This window comes from Pseudomonas sp. SJZ078 (assembly GCF_007828255.1).
In the GTDB taxonomy this organism is placed as follows: Bacteria; Pseudomonadota; Gammaproteobacteria; order Pseudomonadales; family Pseudomonadaceae; genus Aquipseudomonas.
This window is the reverse complement of record NZ_VIUG01000030.1, coordinates 59,435-74,644: the sequence shown is the minus strand read 5'-3', so window position 1 is coordinate 74,644 and position 15,210 is coordinate 59,435. Positions and strand designations below refer to the sequence as shown.

General features: G+C 61.2%; 14 protein-coding genes and 1 riboswitch. Of the genes, 13 read left to right on the top strand and 1 reads right to left on the bottom strand.

All coding sequences use genetic code 11. The features are described from left to right. Positions 1 to 585 precede the first annotated feature (585 nt). The 12 genes from FBY02_RS22410 to astE all read left to right on the top strand — a co-directional run bounded on the left by FBY02_RS22410 (position 586) and on the right by astE (position 13,000). Positions 586 to 1,359, top strand: coding sequence for an ABC transporter substrate-binding protein (locus tag FBY02_RS22410; protein WP_144930308.1), 774 nt, complete (start codon positions 586 to 588; stop codon positions 1,357 to 1,359). 90 nt (positions 1,360 to 1,449) lie between these two features. Further along, positions 1,450 to 2,139, top strand: coding sequence for an ABC transporter permease (locus FBY02_RS22405; RefSeq protein ID WP_003178836.1), 690 nt, complete (start codon positions 1,450 to 1,452; stop codon positions 2,137 to 2,139). Further along, positions 2,136 to 2,834 carry an ABC transporter permease gene (locus FBY02_RS22400; protein WP_041023510.1) on the top strand — a complete coding sequence of 233 codons (699 nt, stop codon included), beginning with the start codon at positions 2,136 to 2,138 and terminating at the stop codon, positions 2,832 to 2,834. The genes FBY02_RS22405 and FBY02_RS22400 overlap by 4 nt, the downstream gene beginning before the upstream one ends. A 53-nt stretch (positions 2,835 to 2,887) precedes the next feature. Continuing rightward, positions 2,888 to 3,652, top strand: coding sequence for an ABC transporter ATP-binding protein (locus tag FBY02_RS22395; protein ID WP_144930307.1), 765 nt, complete (start codon positions 2,888 to 2,890; stop codon positions 3,650 to 3,652). A 113-nt stretch (positions 3,653 to 3,765) separates the two neighbouring features. Next, positions 3,766 to 4,746: a transcriptional regulator ArgR gene (argR, locus tag FBY02_RS22390; protein ID WP_047701099.1), complete on the top strand. Its 981-nt coding sequence runs from the start codon at positions 3,766 to 3,768 to the stop codon at positions 4,744 to 4,746. A gap of 408 nt (positions 4,747 to 5,154) precedes the next feature. After that, positions 5,155 to 6,375 carry an aspartate aminotransferase family protein gene (locus tag FBY02_RS22385; protein ID WP_144930306.1) on the top strand — a complete coding sequence of 407 codons (1,221 nt, stop codon included), beginning with the start codon at positions 5,155 to 5,157 and terminating at the stop codon, positions 6,373 to 6,375. Positions 6,376 to 6,579: 204 nt separating this feature from the next. Then, positions 6,580 to 7,599: an arginine/ornithine succinyltransferase subunit alpha gene (aruF, locus tag FBY02_RS22380; RefSeq protein ID WP_144930305.1), complete on the top strand. Its 1,020-nt coding sequence runs from the start codon at positions 6,580 to 6,582 to the stop codon at positions 7,597 to 7,599. 46 nt (positions 7,600 to 7,645) lie between these two features. Then, complete coding sequence (gene astA / locus FBY02_RS22375) at positions 7,646 to 8,668, top strand: arginine N-succinyltransferase (RefSeq protein WP_144930304.1); 1,023 nt, start codon at positions 7,646 to 7,648, stop codon at positions 8,666 to 8,668. Continuing rightward, positions 8,665 to 10,134: a succinylglutamate-semialdehyde dehydrogenase gene (gene astD / locus FBY02_RS22370; RefSeq protein ID WP_178111822.1), complete on the top strand. Its 1,470-nt coding sequence runs from the start codon at positions 8,665 to 8,667 to the stop codon at positions 10,132 to 10,134. The genes astA and astD overlap by 4 nt, the downstream gene beginning before the upstream one ends. Positions 10,135 to 10,277: 143 nt before the next feature. Next, entirely contained in the window at positions 10,278 to 11,624 is a 1,347-nt protein-coding gene (gene astB / locus FBY02_RS22365) for an N-succinylarginine dihydrolase (RefSeq protein WP_144930303.1), read from the top strand. A gap of 68 nt (positions 11,625 to 11,692) precedes the next feature. Continuing rightward, positions 11,693 to 11,980 carry a hypothetical protein gene (locus FBY02_RS22360; protein ID WP_024776525.1) on the top strand — a complete coding sequence of 96 codons (288 nt, stop codon included), beginning with the start codon at positions 11,693 to 11,695 and terminating at the stop codon, positions 11,978 to 11,980. A 12-nt stretch (positions 11,981 to 11,992) separates the two neighbouring features. Continuing rightward, positions 11,993 to 13,000 (top strand): succinylglutamate desuccinylase, encoded by a 1,008-nt coding sequence (gene astE, locus FBY02_RS22355; RefSeq protein ID WP_144930302.1) that lies wholly within the window; start codon positions 11,993 to 11,995, stop codon positions 12,998 to 13,000. A 251-nt stretch (positions 13,001 to 13,251) separates the two neighbouring features. Here astE and FBY02_RS22350 read toward each other — a convergent pair whose 3' ends face one another. Beyond that, positions 13,252 to 13,758 carry a 6,7-dimethyl-8-ribityllumazine synthase gene (locus FBY02_RS22350; RefSeq protein WP_144930301.1) on the bottom strand — a complete coding sequence of 169 codons (507 nt, stop codon included), beginning with the start codon at positions 13,756 to 13,758 and terminating at the stop codon, positions 13,252 to 13,254. Between the two features lie 100 nt (positions 13,759 to 13,858). Next, a riboswitch (FMN riboswitch) is annotated at positions 13,859 to 14,026 on the bottom strand. A gap of 167 nt (positions 14,027 to 14,193) precedes the next feature. On the opposite strand from FBY02_RS22350, the gene ltaE reads away from it, so the two are divergent. After that, complete coding sequence (gene ltaE, locus FBY02_RS22345; protein WP_144930300.1) at positions 14,194 to 15,198, top strand: low-specificity L-threonine aldolase; 1,005 nt, start codon at positions 14,194 to 14,196, stop codon at positions 15,196 to 15,198. The last annotated feature ends 12 nt before the right edge of the window (positions 15,199 to 15,210 follow it).

Sequence of the window (15,210 nt, the reverse complement as noted above, 5' to 3'; positions counted from 1 at the left end):
CCAGATATCTGCACTGCCAAGAGCTGTGAGAGCTTTTGCTGCCTTGAAAAAGAATGGCTAAATAAATCATCCAAGACAGTTGCTCCCACAGGTTTTGTGTATAGCTTTTCCTGCGAATAAATATCGACGTTCAACATCAGACCTTTCGCAGCGTTACCGATGTTTTTTAATGTGTAACCAAAGGCACCGTACCGAGGCGATGGGAAACGTCGAGTCCCGATTCAGGGCGTTCGCAGCCTCTTGATAAAATTAGCCGACACGCTGTGCTTGCCGGATTAGAAGGGTTTGCGAATAATGGGCCCGCAATTTGCAATGTGTATTGGTTTCCTTTCTTTTGCTCTTGCATGAATTTGCTGGGCTGTCAATGTGCTCGAACTGGTTTCTCGGTGCTTCTGTAATTTGTTGTCGCATTGAAGAAATATCGGCTTCGGGCCTGTCGTTAGAATGCCGATCACTCGCTCGTCGTGGCCTGCGTTGATAAAAACGCCCGCTTCTTAGGACGCAGCACCTACGTTTGTTTCACCCATTCGCATATTGGGCTGTTGCTCACTCTGCCGTTTTGCCCTTTACCGATGGAGTCCCAAGATGAAGAAACTTGTGCTGCTTGGCGCCCTGGCATTGTCCGTGCTGTCCCTGCCGACATTCGCCGATGAAAAACCCCTGAAGATCGGTATCGAAGCGGCTTACCCTCCGTTTGCTTCGAAAGCCCCGGACGGCAGCATCGTCGGTTTCGATTACGACATCGGCAACGCGTTGTGCGAAGAGATGAAGATCAAGTGCGTGTGGGTCGAACAGGAGTTCGACGGCCTGATCCCGGCGCTCAAGGTGCGCAAGATCGATGCGATCCTTTCCTCGATGTCGATCACTGAAGATCGCAAGAAGTCCGTGGATTTCACCAACAAGTACTACAACACCCCGGCCCGCCTGGTGATGAAGGCCGGTACTCAGGTCAGCGACAGCCTGGCCGAGCTCAAGGGCAAGAACATCGGCGTACAACGCGGTTCGATTCACGAGCGCTTCGCCCGTGAAGTCCTCGCCCCGCTGGGTGCCGAGATCAAGCCGTACACTTCGCAGAACGAAATCTACCTGGACGTCTCCGCCGGTCGTCTCGACGGCACCGTGGCAGACGCTACCCTGTTGGATGACGGTTTCCTGAAGACCGATGCGGGCAAAGGCTTTGCCTTCGTGGGGCCGGCCTTCACCGACGTCAAATACTTCGGCGACGGCGTAGGGATCGCGGTTCGCAAGGGCGATGCCTTGAAAGACAAGATCAATGGCGCAATCGCTGCTATTCGCGCGAGCGGCAAATACAAGCAAATCCAGGACAAGTACTTCGCCTTCGACATTTACGGCAAGTAACACCGTTCCGCCACTCGTGCGAAATGGCGCAAGCAACAGGCTCCCTGCGGTTTGCGCCATTTTTTCATCCCACTTTCGAGGACCTGAATCATGTTGAAAGGCTACGGGGCTGTCATCCTCGATGGCGCATGGTTGACGCTTCAGCTCGCCTTGTCGTCCATGGCTCTGGCCATCGTCCTGGGACTGATTGGTGTCGCGTTGCGCCTCTCGCCGGTGCGTTGGCTGGCGTGGTTGGGTGACCTGTATTCCACGGTCATACGCGGTATTCCCGATCTGGTGCTGATCCTGCTGATTTTCTACGGCGGCCAGGACCTGCTCAACCGCGTGGCGCCGATGCTGGGTTATGACGACTACATTGATCTGAACCCCCTGGCGGCCGGCATCGGCACCCTGGGCTTCATTTTCGGTGCTTATCTGTCGGAAACCTTTCGTGGCGCGTTCATGGCGATCCCCAAGGGGCAGGCCGAGGCGGGCATGGCGTATGGCATGAACGGGTTCCAGGTGTTCTTCCGGGTGCTGGTGCCGCAGATGATTCGCCTGGCGATTCCGGGCTTCACCAACAACTGGCTGGTGCTGACCAAGGCGACCGCGTTGATTTCGGTGGTGGGCCTGCAAGACATGATGTTCAAGGCCAAGCAGGCGGCGGATGCCACCCGTGAGCCTTTCACCTTCTTCCTGGCAGTGGCGGCAATGTACCTGGTGATCACCAGTGTTTCGTTGCTGGCATTGCGTCACCTTGAGAAGCGCTACTCGGTAGGCGTAAGGGCGGCTGATCTATGATCTTCGACTACAACGTCATCTATGAAGCCTTGCCGCTGTACTTCGGCGGCCTGCTGACCACCCTGAAGTTGCTGGCGCTGTCGCTGTTCTTCGGGCTGCTGGCGGCGCTGCCTCTGGGGCTGATGCGGGTGTCCAAGCAGCCGGTCGTGAACATGACGGCCTGGCTTTACACCTACGTGATTCGCGGCACGCCGATGCTGGTGCAACTGTTCCTGATCTACTACGGATTGGCGCAGTTCGAGTTCGTGCGCGAGAGCTTCCTCTGGCCGTGGCTGTCCAGCGCGACGTTCTGTGCCTGTCTCGCCTTCGCCATCAACACCAGCGCCTACACCGCCGAAATCATCGCCGGCAGCCTGCGGGCCACGCCCAATGGCGAGATCGAGGCGGCCAAGGCCATGGGCATGTCGCGTTTCACACTGTATCGCCGGATCCTGCTGCCGTCGGCCCTGCGCCGGGCGCTGCCGCAATACAGCAACGAAGTGATCATGATGCTGCAGACCACCAGCCTGGCCTCCATCGTGACCCTGATCGACATCACCGGTGCCGCGCGCACGGTGAACGCCCAGTATTACCTGCCGTTCGAGGCTTACATCACGGCCGGCGTGTTCTACCTGTGCCTGACCTTCATCCTGGTGCGCCTGTTCAAGCTGGCCGAGCGTCGCTGGCTGAGTTACCTGGCCCCGCGCAAGCACTGATAACGCGTCGATCCGATCGACTGCCCAACGACTGACGTTTTGTGAGAACCGACATGTACAAGCTCGAAGTCCAAGACCTGCATAAACGCTATGGCAGTCACGAAGTGCTCAAGGGCGTGTCCCTGAAAGCTGCCGCCGGCGATGTGATCAGCATCATCGGCTCCAGCGGCTCCGGCAAAAGCACCTTCCTGCGTTGCATCAACCTGCTTGAGCAGCCCCATGCCGGCAAGATTCTGCTCAACAACGAAGAGCTGAAACTGGTGGCTGGCAAGGATGGTGGATTGAAGGCCGCGGACCCCAGGCAACTGCAACGCATGCGTTCGCGGCTGTCGATGGTGTTCCAGCATTTCAACCTGTGGTCCCACATGACCGCGCTGGAAAACATCATGGAAGCGCCCGTGCATGTGCTGGGCGTCGCCAAGGCCGAGGCCCGTGAGAAGGCCGAGCATTACCTGAGCAAAGTGGGCGTGGCCCATCGCAAGGACGCTTATCCGGGCCACATGTCCGGCGGCGAACAGCAGCGCGTGGCGATTGCCCGGGCGCTGGCGATGGAGCCGGAAGTCATGTTGTTCGACGAACCGACGTCGGCCCTCGACCCGGAACTGGTGGGCGACGTGCTCAAAGTGATGCAGGCCCTGGCCCTGGAAGGCCGGACCATGGTGGTGGTGACCCACGAAATGGGCTTTGCCCGCGAGGTGTCGAACCAACTGGTGTTCTTGCACAAAGGCATCGTCGAAGAAAGCGGCAACCCGCGCGAAGTGCTGGTCAATCCGCAATCGGAGCGCCTGCAACAATTTCTTTCGGGCAGCCTCAAGTAATTGCTCCCGTTACGCACCTGATTTGGGTCATGCTGCGCACCACGTGCCAGATGGACTAATTTGGTTGCAGCCGCTTTTGGCTTTAACACTGTTTTCGTTTCGGATCGCCCGCCATGACTGCCCATCGAATTGGTTTCCTGATTTGGCCCAGCACTAAAGCCTTGACGCTGGCGCTGGCTGAGGAGGCCTTGCGTGTCGCTCAGCGGGTGCATCCTGAAGTGGTCTACGAACTGTCGTTCCTGCAGGCCGAGCCGGCGGGCGAGGGCGCCTGGCAGTTACCGGGCGAACCTTGGGCGGGCAAGCTCGAAGGCCTCCAGAAGCTGTTCCTGCTGGCCGACGAGCCCCCGGCTGCATTGGCCTCCAACCTGAGCAGCGCACTCAAGCAACTGGTGCGTGCCGGTTGTGTGATTGGTGGTTTGTCGGCCGGGGTCTATCCCTTGGCTCAATTGGGATTGCTCGACGGTTACCGCGCCGCGGTGCACTGGCGCTGGCAGGACGATTTTTCCGAGCGCTTCCCCAAGGTCATCGCCACCAGCCATTTGTTCGATTGGGATCGCGACCGCTTGACGGCCTGTGGCGGCATGTCGGTGCTCGACCTGCTGCTGGCGGTGCTGTCGCGCGATCACGGCGCGGAACTGGCTGGGGCGGTGTCGGAAGAGCTGGTGGTCGAGCGCATCCGTGAAGGCGGCGAGCGCCAGCGCATTCCGCTGCAGAATCGCCTCGGCTCCAGTCATCCGAAGCTCACCCAGGCGGTGCTGCTGATGGAGGCCAACATCGAAGAACCGCTGACTACCGACGAAATCGCTCAGCACGTGTGCGTATCCCGCCGGCAACTGGAGCGGATCTTCAAGCAATACCTCAACCGCGTGCCGAGCCAGTATTACCTGGAACTGCGCCTGAACAAGGCCCGGCAGATGCTGATGCAGACCAGCAAATCCATCATTCAGATCGGCTTGTCTTGTGGTTTCTCCTCGGGGCCGCACTTCTCCAGCGCCTATCGCAACTTCTTCGGCGCCACGCCGCGGGAAGATCGCAACCAGCGACGCAGCAGCAGCCCGTTCGAGTTGTCTTCTGTGCCGGCCGAGCGGGGCTAAGCGGCGACCCTGGTGGCAGGGAGATTCATTTGTGGCGAGGGGATCTATCCCCGCTGGGTCGCGAAGCGACCCCAAACCCTGACACCTCGGTGTGCCAGGCAGATTGAGTTGACTGTTTTGGGGCTGCTTTACAGCCCAGCGGGGATAAATCCCCTCGCCACAGGTGTCCCTCCCAAACTGCTGCTGTGTCTGGTAACGGAAATGTGCAAGCAGGCGCCTAAAGTCCCCCGACAACGTTTAAACTGCGCCTTTGCGACGCTATTTGTCGCATTGCCATAAACCCAATGAAAACGGGGGTTGGCGCTATAAGAAGTTGTCGCTTGGCGGCAAGGCCGGGCTGAAAACTGTCCTTACAATCCTCACCAAGCTCGCCATTTCCAGGCGAGTGTTTCTCTTCAGGAGACTCCGATGTCCGTTGAGCAAGCCGCGGTACAACGCGCCGATTTCGACCAGGTAATGGTCCCCAACTATGCGCCTGCTGCCTTCATTCCCGTGCGTGGCGCCGGTTCCCGCGTGTGGGACCAGTCCGGCCGCGAGTTGATCGATTTCGCCGGCGGTATTGCAGTCAACGTGTTGGGCCACGCCCACCCGGCGCTGGTGGGGGCGCTCACCGAGCAGGCCAACAAACTGTGGCATGTCTCCAACGTATTCACCAACGAACCGGCCCTGCGTCTGGCCCATAAACTGGTCGACGCCACCTTTGCCGAGCGTGCTTTTTTCTGCAACTCCGGCGCCGAAGCCAACGAGGCCGCCTTCAAGCTGGCCCGTCGTGTTGCGTTCGATCGTTTCGGCACGGAAAAGTACGAAATCATCGCCGCGCTCAACAGCTTCCACGGTCGCACGCTGTTCACGGTCAACGTCGGCGGGCAGTCGAAATATTCCGACGGTTTCGGTCCCAAGATCACTGGTATCACCCACGTTCCCTATAACGACCTGGCGGCCTTGAAAGCGGCCATTTCAGACAAGACCTGCGCCGTGGTGCTGGAACCGATCCAGGGCGAAGGCGGCGTGCTGCCGGCCGAACAAGCCTACCTGCAAGGAGCCCGCGATTTGTGTGATGCGCACAATGCGCTGCTGGTGTTCGACGAAGTGCAGACCGGCATGGGCCGCAGCGGCGAACTGTTTGCCTACATGCATTACGGCGTGGTCCCGGACATCCTCACCAGCGCCAAGAGCCTGGGCGGTGGTTTCCCTATCGCGGCGATGCTCACCACCGAAGCGTTGGCCAAGCACCTGGTCGTCGGGACCCACGGCACCACTTACGGTGGCAACCCGCTGGCATGCGCGGTGGCCGAGGCGGTGATCGATGTGGTCAACACCCCTGAAGTGCTCGGCGGCGTCAAGGCCAAGCATGACAAGTTCAAGACCCGCCTGGAGCAGATCGGCGAGAAGTACGGCCTGTTTACCCAGGTGCGCGGTCTGGGCCTGTTGCTCGGCTGCGTGCTGAATGACGCCTGGAAAGGCAAGGCCAAGGATATTTTCAACGCTGCTGAACAGGAAGGCCTGATGATCCTGCAAGCCGGCCCGGACGTGATCCGTTTCGCCCCGAGCCTGGTGGTGGAAGACGCCGACATCGACGCCGGCCTGGACCGTTTCGAGCGGGCGGTAGCGAAGCTGACCCAGGCTTGATTCCTACAGGCTGAACTGGACCCCATGTGGGAGCGGGCTTGTTCGCGAAGAGGCCATCACTTTCAACATAAATGTTGACTGATAAGCAGCCTTCGCGAGCAAGCCCGCTCCCACACTGGACCGGATGCGGTAGCCGGTGCGGTATTTTTTTCATGTATCGACCCCCTCGGTCGAACCCTTTATTTCAAGTTAAGGAGTGACACCATGCTGGTGATGCGCCCCGCGCAAATGGCGGATCTGGGCGAGGTACAGCGTCTGGCTGCGGACAGTCCGATCGGTGTCACTTCCCTGCCGGATGACGTGGAACGCTTGAGCGACAAGATCGCCGCGAGCGAGGCTTCGTTTGCCGCCGAAGTCAGTTTCAACGGTGAAGAAAGCTATTTCTTCGTCCTTGAAGACACGGCCACCGGCAAACTGGTGGGCTGTTCGGCCATCGTCGCGTCGGCCGGTTATTCCGAGCCGTTCTACAGCTTTCGCAACGAGACGTTCGTCCATGCCTCCCGTGAGCTGAAGATCCACAACAAGATCCACGTGCTCTCCCAATGCCACGATCTGACCGGCAACAGCCTGCTGACCAGTTTCTATGTGGTCCGGGACCTGGTGGGCACGCCGTGGGCGGAGCTCAATTCCCGCGGGCGCCTGCTGTTCGTCGCCAGCCATCCGGAGCGGTTCGCCGATTCGGTGGTGACCGAGATCGTCGGCTACAGCGATGAAAATGGCGATTCGCCGTTCTGGGACGCCATCGGTCGCAACTTCTTCGACCTCAACTATGCCGCCGCCGAGCGTCTGTGCGGGCTGAAGAGCCGCACCTTCCTGGCCGAGCTGATGCCCCATTACCCGATCTACGTGCCACTGCTGCCGGACGCCGCCCAGGAGGCCATGGGGCAGGTTCATCCGCGGGCGCAGATCACCTTCGACATCCTGATGCGCGAAGGCTTCGAGACCGATCATTACATCGACATCTTCGACGGCGGCCCGACCCTGCATGCCCGCGTCTCGGGGATTCGCTCGATTGCCCAGAGCCGCGTGGTGCCGGTCAAGCTCGGCGAACCGGTCAAGGGGGCCGGCCGGCAATACCTGGTGGCCAATGCGCAGTTGCAGGATTACCGCGCCGTGTTGCTCGAGCTCGATTACGCGCCCGGTAAACCGGTGATCCTGGACATGGAAGCGGCCGAGGCACTGGGTGTTGGCGAAGGCGCCAGCGTGCGCCTGGTGGCGGTTTAAGTCTGAGTTTCGCGGGTGGCATGAGCGGCCCGTCTGAGGAGATAGCATGATCGTTCGTCCCGTACGCAGCAGCGATTTACCCGCTCTGATCGCCCTGGCCCGCAGCACCGGCACCGGCTTGACCACTTTGCCGGCCAACGAAGAGCGCCTGGCCCATCGGGTTGGCTGGGCCGAGAAGACCTTTCGCGGCGAAGCCGGGCGTGGCGATGCGGACTACCTGTTCGTACTCGAAGACGACGATGGCCAAGTGGTGGGCATCTCCGCCATCGCCGGTGCCGTGGGGCTGCGTGAGCCCTGGTACAACTTCCGCGTCGGCCTGACGGTGAGCGCTTCCCAGGAGCTGAACATCTACCGGGAAATCCCGACGCTGTTCCTGGCCAACGACCTGACCGGCAATTCCGAATTGTGCTCGCTGTTCCTGCATGCCGATTACCGCAATGGCCTCAACGGCCGCATGCTGGCCAAGGCGCGGCTGCTGTTCATCGCTGAGTACCCGCAGTTGTTCGGCAACAAGATCATCGCTGAGATGCGTGGCATGTCCGACGACACCGGCCGTTCGCCTTTCTGGGAAAGTCTGGGCCGGCACTTCTTCAAAATGGAATTCAGCCAGGCCGATTACCTGACCGGAGTCGGCAACAAGGCGTTCATCGCCGAACTGATGCCCAAGTTCCCGCTGTACACCTGTTTCCTGTCCGAGGATGCCCGCGCCGTGATCGCCCAGGTTCATCCGGACACCGAGCCGGCCTTGTCGATGCTCAAGAGCGAAGGTTTCAATTATCAAGGCTACGTCGACATCTTCGATGCCGGCCCGGCCGTGGAGTGCGAAACCGCCAAGATCCGTGCTGTCCGTGACAGCCAGGCCCTGGTACTGGCCATCGGTACGCCGGGTGACGACGCCACGCCGTTCCTCATCCATAACCGCAAGTGCCTGGATTGCCGCATCACGGCAGCGCCGGCGCGCTTCGCCTCGGGCACCCTGGTGGTCGATCCGTTGACCGCCAAACGTCTTCAACTCAACGCCGGCGATCAAGTGCGCGCCGTTGCGTTGTCTGCTCGGGAGTCGAAATGATGAACTCGCTGTATATCGCGGGAAGCTGGCTGGAAGGCCAGGGCGATATGTTTGAATCGCTGAACCCGGTGACCCAGCAAGTGCTGTGGTCCGGCAAGGGCGCCACGGCGGCGCAGGTCGAGTCGGCGGTGCAGGCTGCGCGCCAGGCATTCCCGGACTGGGCCCGGCGCTCGCTGGATGAACGCATCCAGGTGTTGGAAGCCTTTGCCGCGGCGCTGAAGAGCCACGCGGACGAACTGGCCCACTGCATCGGCGAGGAAACCGGCAAGCCGTTGTGGGAAGCGGCCACTGAAGTCACCAGCATGATCAACAAGGTCGCCATCTCGGTGCAGAGCTACCGCGAGCGGACCGGCGAGAAGAGCGGCCCCCTGGGCGACGCCACTGCGGTGCTGCGGCACAAGCCTCACGGGGTGGTGGCGGTATTCGGCCCTTACAACTTCCCCGGCCACTTGCCCAACGGCCATATCGTGCCTGCCTTGCTGGCCGGCAATTGCGTACTGTTCAAACCGAGCGAGCTGACCCCGAAGGTCGCCGAGCTGACGGTCAAGTGCTGGGTCGAAGCCGGTTTACCGGCGGGTGTGCTGAACCTGTTGCAAGGCGCTCGGGAAACCGGTATCGCCCTGGCGGCCAATCCAGGCATCGACGGGCTGTTCTTCACTGGCTCCAGCCGCACCGGCAATCTGTTGCATCAACAGTTCTCCGGTCGCCCGGACAAGATACTGGCCCTGGAAATGGGCGGTAACAATCCGCTGGTCGTGGACGAGGTGGCGGACGTCGATGCGGCGGTCTACACCATCATCCAATCGGCTTTCATTTCCGCCGGCCAGCGCTGCACCTGCGCCCGCCGATTGCTGGTGCCGGAAGGGGCGTGGGGCGATGCCCTGCTGGCGCGCCTGGTGGCGGTCAGTTCTGCGATTGAAGTCGGTGCTTTCGACCAGCAGCCGGCGCCATTCATGGGCTCGGTGGTTTCCCTGGGCGCGGCGAAAGCCTTGATGGACGCGCAGAATCATCTGCTGGGCCTCGGCGCCGTGGCGCTGCTGGCGATGACTCAGCCACAGCCTCAGGCCGCGTTGCTGACGCCAGGGATTCTCGATGTGACGGCGGTGGCCGAACGTCCTGATGAAGAGCTGTTCGGGCCACTGCTGCAAGTGATCCGCTACGCGGATTTCCCGGCGGCCATCGCCGAGGCCAACAACACCCAGTACGGCCTGGCCGCCGGCTTGTTGTCCGACTCCCAGGAACGCTACCAGCAGTTCTGGCTGCAAAGCCGTGCCGGTATCGTCAATTGGAACAAACAGTTGACCGGCGCTGCCAGCAGCGCGCCGTTCGGCGGCGTCGGCGCCTCGGGTAACCATCGCGCCAGTGCCTATTACGCGGCCGACTATTGCGCGTACCCGGTGGCGTCCCTGGAGACGCCGAGCCTTGTCATGCCGGCGGCCCTGACCCCTGGCGTGCGGATGGTGTAGCTCTCTTCGCGAGCAAGCCCGCTCCCACAGGACTGCAAAAAAACTTGTGGGAGCGGGCTTGCTCGCGAAGGCCGCGCCGCGGTGTTTGATCGAACGCGTTACCTGATGCCTATAAAAAAACAGATCCTCGTGGAGCCTCGCTGATGAAATCCTTTGAAGTCAACTTTGACGGTCTAGTGGGGCCGACCCATAACTACGGCGGGCTCTCGTACGGCAATGTCGCGTCCCAGAGCAACAGCCAGGCGTGCTCCAACCCCAAGGAAGCGGCGTTGCAGGGCCTGGCGAAGATGAAAGCGCTGATGGACATGGGCTTCCAGCAAGGTGTGCTGGCGCCACAGGAGCGTCCTGACGTGGCTGCCCTGCGCCGGTTGGGCTTTGCCGGCAGCGACGCCGAGGTCATCCAGCAGGCCGCGAAAGAAGCGATGCCGCTGCTGGTCGCCAGTTGCTCGGCCTCCAGCATGTGGGTGGCCAACGCCGCCACCGTCAGCCCGAGTGCCGACACCGCGGATGGCCGCGTGCATTTCACCGCCGCCAACCTGAACTGCAAATACCATCGCAGCATCGAGCATCCGACCACCAGTCGCGTACTGGGGGCGATGTTTGCCGATCAACAGTACTTCGCCCATCACGCCGCGTTGCCGGCGGTGGCGCAGTTCGGTGACGAAGGGGCGGCCAACCATACCCGGTTCTGCCGGAGCTACGGTGAGGCGGGCGTCGAGTTCTTCGTGTTCGGTCGCAGTGCTTTCGACACCCGTTACCCGGCGCCGCAGAAATACCCGGCCCGCCAGACCCTCGAAGCGTCCCGCGCGGTCGCTCGTTTGCATGGCCTGCGGGAAGAGGGCGTGGTGTACGCGCAACAGAACCCGTCGGTGATCGACCAAGGCGTGTTTCACAACGACGTGATCGCGGTCGGCAATGGCGAGGTGTTGTTCTATCACGAGGATGCGTTTCTCGAGACCGACAAGATGCTGGCCGAACTGAGCGGCAAACTCGCCAAGGTCGGTGGGGCATTTCAGTCTGTGTGTGTGCCGCGTTCGGCGGTCAGCGTCGATGACGCGGTACGTTCCTACTTGTTCAATAGCCAGCTGCTGTCGCGTCCCGACGGATCGATGCTGTTGATCGTGCCGGAAGAGTGCCGCAGCAACCCGCGTGTCTGGCAATACCTGCAAGGCCTGACGGGCTCTGGCGGGGTGATTCGCGAAGTGAAGGTCTTCGACCTCAAGCAGAGCATGCAGAACGGTGGCGGTCCGGCTTGCCTGAGGCTGCGCGTAGCTCTCAATGAAACCGAACTGGCGGCCGTCAACCCAGGGGTTATCATGACGGCGCCGTTGTACGATTCGCTGACCCAATGGGTCGAGCGTCATTACCGCGACCGTATGACCGAAAGCGACCTGGCGGACCCGCAATTGCTGCTCGAATGCCGGTCGGCACTGGATGAACTGACACAAATCCTTAAACTTGGCGCGGTTTATCCTTTCCAGATCAATTGAAAGCGCGCGCGACCTGACTACAGTCAAAGCAGGGCGCGTGGCCTTATCCCCAGACGAGAACGTAAAACATGAGCGATGCACTGCAGCTGATTCTTGAAGACACCGACGGCACCCAGCTGGAAACCTCTTGCACCCGCGTGGCGGTGATGTGGCAGGGCAAGGAGTTGTGGATCCAGCAGGACGGCCGCGGTCAGCTGCTGATCGGCGTGGATGTCGAGGAAGGGGATGAGGAATACGCCAACCTGTTGTTGCGCCCGTTGGCAACCAACCTGGTCAGCCTGCAGCTGGAAATGGAACCGGCCGACCTCGGCGACGATGACCATGTCCATGGCCCGGATTGCGGCCACGACCATTAAGGAAACCGCGCTATGCTCGCCCTCGGCAAACTGCTTGAACTGACCCTCGCCGGCCGTGAACCGGCGGAGAAGACTCAACTGACTGTCGAAGGCGTGCGCATGCGCTGGTTGAGCGAGGGTGCGCTGGAGGTCAAGCCGCCCGAAGCCCGGGATAATGGCCTGGACCTGCTGTTATCGGCAGGGATCCACGGTAACGAAACCGCGCCCATCGAATTGCTCGACCGCCTGCTGCATGACATCGCCCGTGGTGACGTGAAGCCTCGGGCTCGTATTCTGTTCCTGTTCGGCAATCCCGAGGCCATCCGCCGCGGTGAGCGTTTCGTCGAGCAGGACGTCAACCGGCTTTTCAATGGCCGTCATGAACTGAGCGGCGGCCCGGAAGCGCTGCGGGCGTGCGAGCTGGAGCGGCTGGCTGCCAGCTTCTTCAACCGGCCAGAGCGCAGTCGCTTGCATTACGACCTGCACACGGCCATCCGCGGCTCGAAGATCGAGCAGTTCGCCCTGTACCCCTGGAAGGAAGGTCGACAACATTCACGTCGTGAGCTGGCCCGCCTGCGTGCGGCGGGCATGGAAGCGGTGTTGCTGCAGAACAAGCCGTCCATCGTGTTCAGCGCCTACACCTACGACCAGCTCGGGGCCGAATCCTTTACTTTGGAACTAGGCAAGGCGCGGCCGTTCGGGGAGAACGAAGGCGTCAATGTCAGCCTGCTGGAAACCCGCCTGAAGCAGATCATCGAAGGCAACGAACCTGAGCTGGACGAAGGGCTGGATGGCCTCCAGCTGTTCAGCGTGGCCCGGGAAATCATCAAGCACAGCGACAGTTTCCGCCTGAACCTGCCAGCGGATATCGAAAACTTTTCGGAGCTGGGAAAAGGTTATGTGCTGGCCGAAGACATCGCCCAGACCCGTTGGGTGATCGAAGAAGAGGGGGCGCGGATCATCTTCCCCAACCCCAAGGTGAAGAATGGTTTGCGGGCCGGCATCCTGATCGTGCCGGCCACCGGCGAAAACCTGGTCTGAAAGGCGTCGCATTCCAAATGTGGGAGCGGGCTTGCTCGCGAAAGCGGTGTATCAGCAACATTATCGTTTACTGACACACCGCCTTCGCGAGCAAGCCCGCTCCCACAGTTGTTTTGTGGTGGCTGCAATATTTGCGATAAGCAGGCCCCCTGTGGGAGCGAGCCTGCTCGCGATAGCGTTCTATCAGCCAACATCATGGCGACTGACACTCCGTCATCGCGAGCAGGCTCGCTCCCACATTGTGGCCAGTGTTAGACGGCTAAGGCGCGCGGCTCAGTGCGACGCAACGCCCGGGTTTTGTGCAGGGTATCGGCGCAGGTCTTCGCCGCTTCCTGACCCTTGTGCACGAAGTGCTCGAAGAAGAACTTCTGGTGCTCTTCCCCGGCGTGGAAGTGGTGCGGCGTGAGCACCACCGAGAACACCGGCACCTCGGTTTCCAACTGCACCTGCATCAGGCCGCTGATCACCGATTGGGCGACGAACTCATGCCGGTAGATGCCGCCATCCACCACCAGGCCGGCGGCGACGATGCCGGCGTAGCGGCCGGATTTGGCCAGCAGCTTGGCATGCAGCGGGATCTCGAAGGCGCCACCGACTTCGAAGCAGTCGATATCACTTTCCTGGTAGCCCTGGTTGATCATTTCCGCGACGAAGCCGTGACGGCTCTGGTCGACAATTTCCTTGTGCCAGCTGGCCTGGATGAACGCAACGCGCTCGCCCGGATGTTTGATTTTGCTGTCGATTGCAGTGGGTTGCATGTTCTGGTTCCTGTTTGTGTGAAAAACAGGGCGTCATGAATCGAAGGGGAGTCGAGGGTACGCCGCGCACAGATAGTCGCAAACGGTCCTTGGGTGCCGATCCCGTTCTCTCTTCATCCGGACTATGACCGTCGGCCCCGGGATCGCACCGGGTCTGCTGACCTTGCCGCCGCACCGCAAAAGCCGTGCATTGCCAAGCGCTCGCGGGCTATGCACCTTGCATGCAATTACCGCCGGTGGGGAATTACACCCCGCCCTGAGAACGTTTTGCCGCTACGCTGTGTGGCGGCGCAGGATTTTTAACACATAACCTTTGTGGGAGCGAGCAGGGGTGTTGTGTCTTTTCCCTGGATCAGCCTTGATTAATTCCCACCATGCCCGCAGTAATTACCCTTCGAAAGGGAATTCCCTCCACCAGCACCCGAGGCCAGATTCATGAGCGTTATTGATCTTCGCAGCGACACGGTCACCCAACCTTCCGCCGCTATGCTGGATGCCATGGCCGGCGCGCCGACCGGCGATGACGTGTACGGCGAGGACCCGACTGTCAATCGTCTCGAAGCCGAACTCGCCGGGCGCCTGGGGTTTGCGGCGGCGTTGTTCGTGCCCAGTGGCACCATGAGCAACCTGCTGGGGTTGATGGCCCATTGCGAGCGTGGCGATGAGTACATTGTCGGCCAGCAGGCCCACACCTACAAATACGAAGGCGGCGGCGCGGCGGTGCTCGGTTCGATCCAGCCCCAGCCTCTTGAGGTGCAGGCGGACGGTTCCCTGGACCTGGCGCAAGTCGCCGCGGCGATCAAGCCCGATGACTTCCATTTTGCCCGCACCCGCCTGCTGGCCCTGGAAAACACCATGCAAGGCAAGGTGTTGCCATTGGAATACCTGGCCCGCGCCCGGCGTTTCACCCGGGAACACGGCTTGGCGCTGCACCTGGACGGCGCCCGGTTGTACAACGCAGCGGTCAAGCTCGATGTCGACGCGCGGGAGATCACCCAGTATTTCGATTCGGTGTCGGTGTGCCTGTCCAAAGGCCTGGGGGCGCCGATCGGTTCGGTCCTGTGCGGCAGCGTCGGCTTGATCGACAAGGCGCGCCGATTGCGCAAAATGGTTGGCGGCGGCATGCGCCAGGCCGGGATCCTGGCCGCAGCGGGGCTGTATGCCCTCGATCATCAAGTCCAGCGCCTGGCCGACGACCACGCCAATGCCCGGCGCCTTGCCGAAGGGTTACAGGCGGCGGGTTATGAGGTCGAGCCGGTGCAGACCAACATGGTCTATGTGCACATGGGCGAACGGGCCGAGGCGCTCAAGGCATTTGCCGCCGAGCGGGGCATCAAGCTCGTTGCCGCGCCGCGCCTGCGGATGGTGACCCACCTGGACGTCAGCGCTGCGCAAATCGACCGGGTGATCGCCACTTTCGTCGAATTTTCCGGCAACTGATCGCCTAAGCGA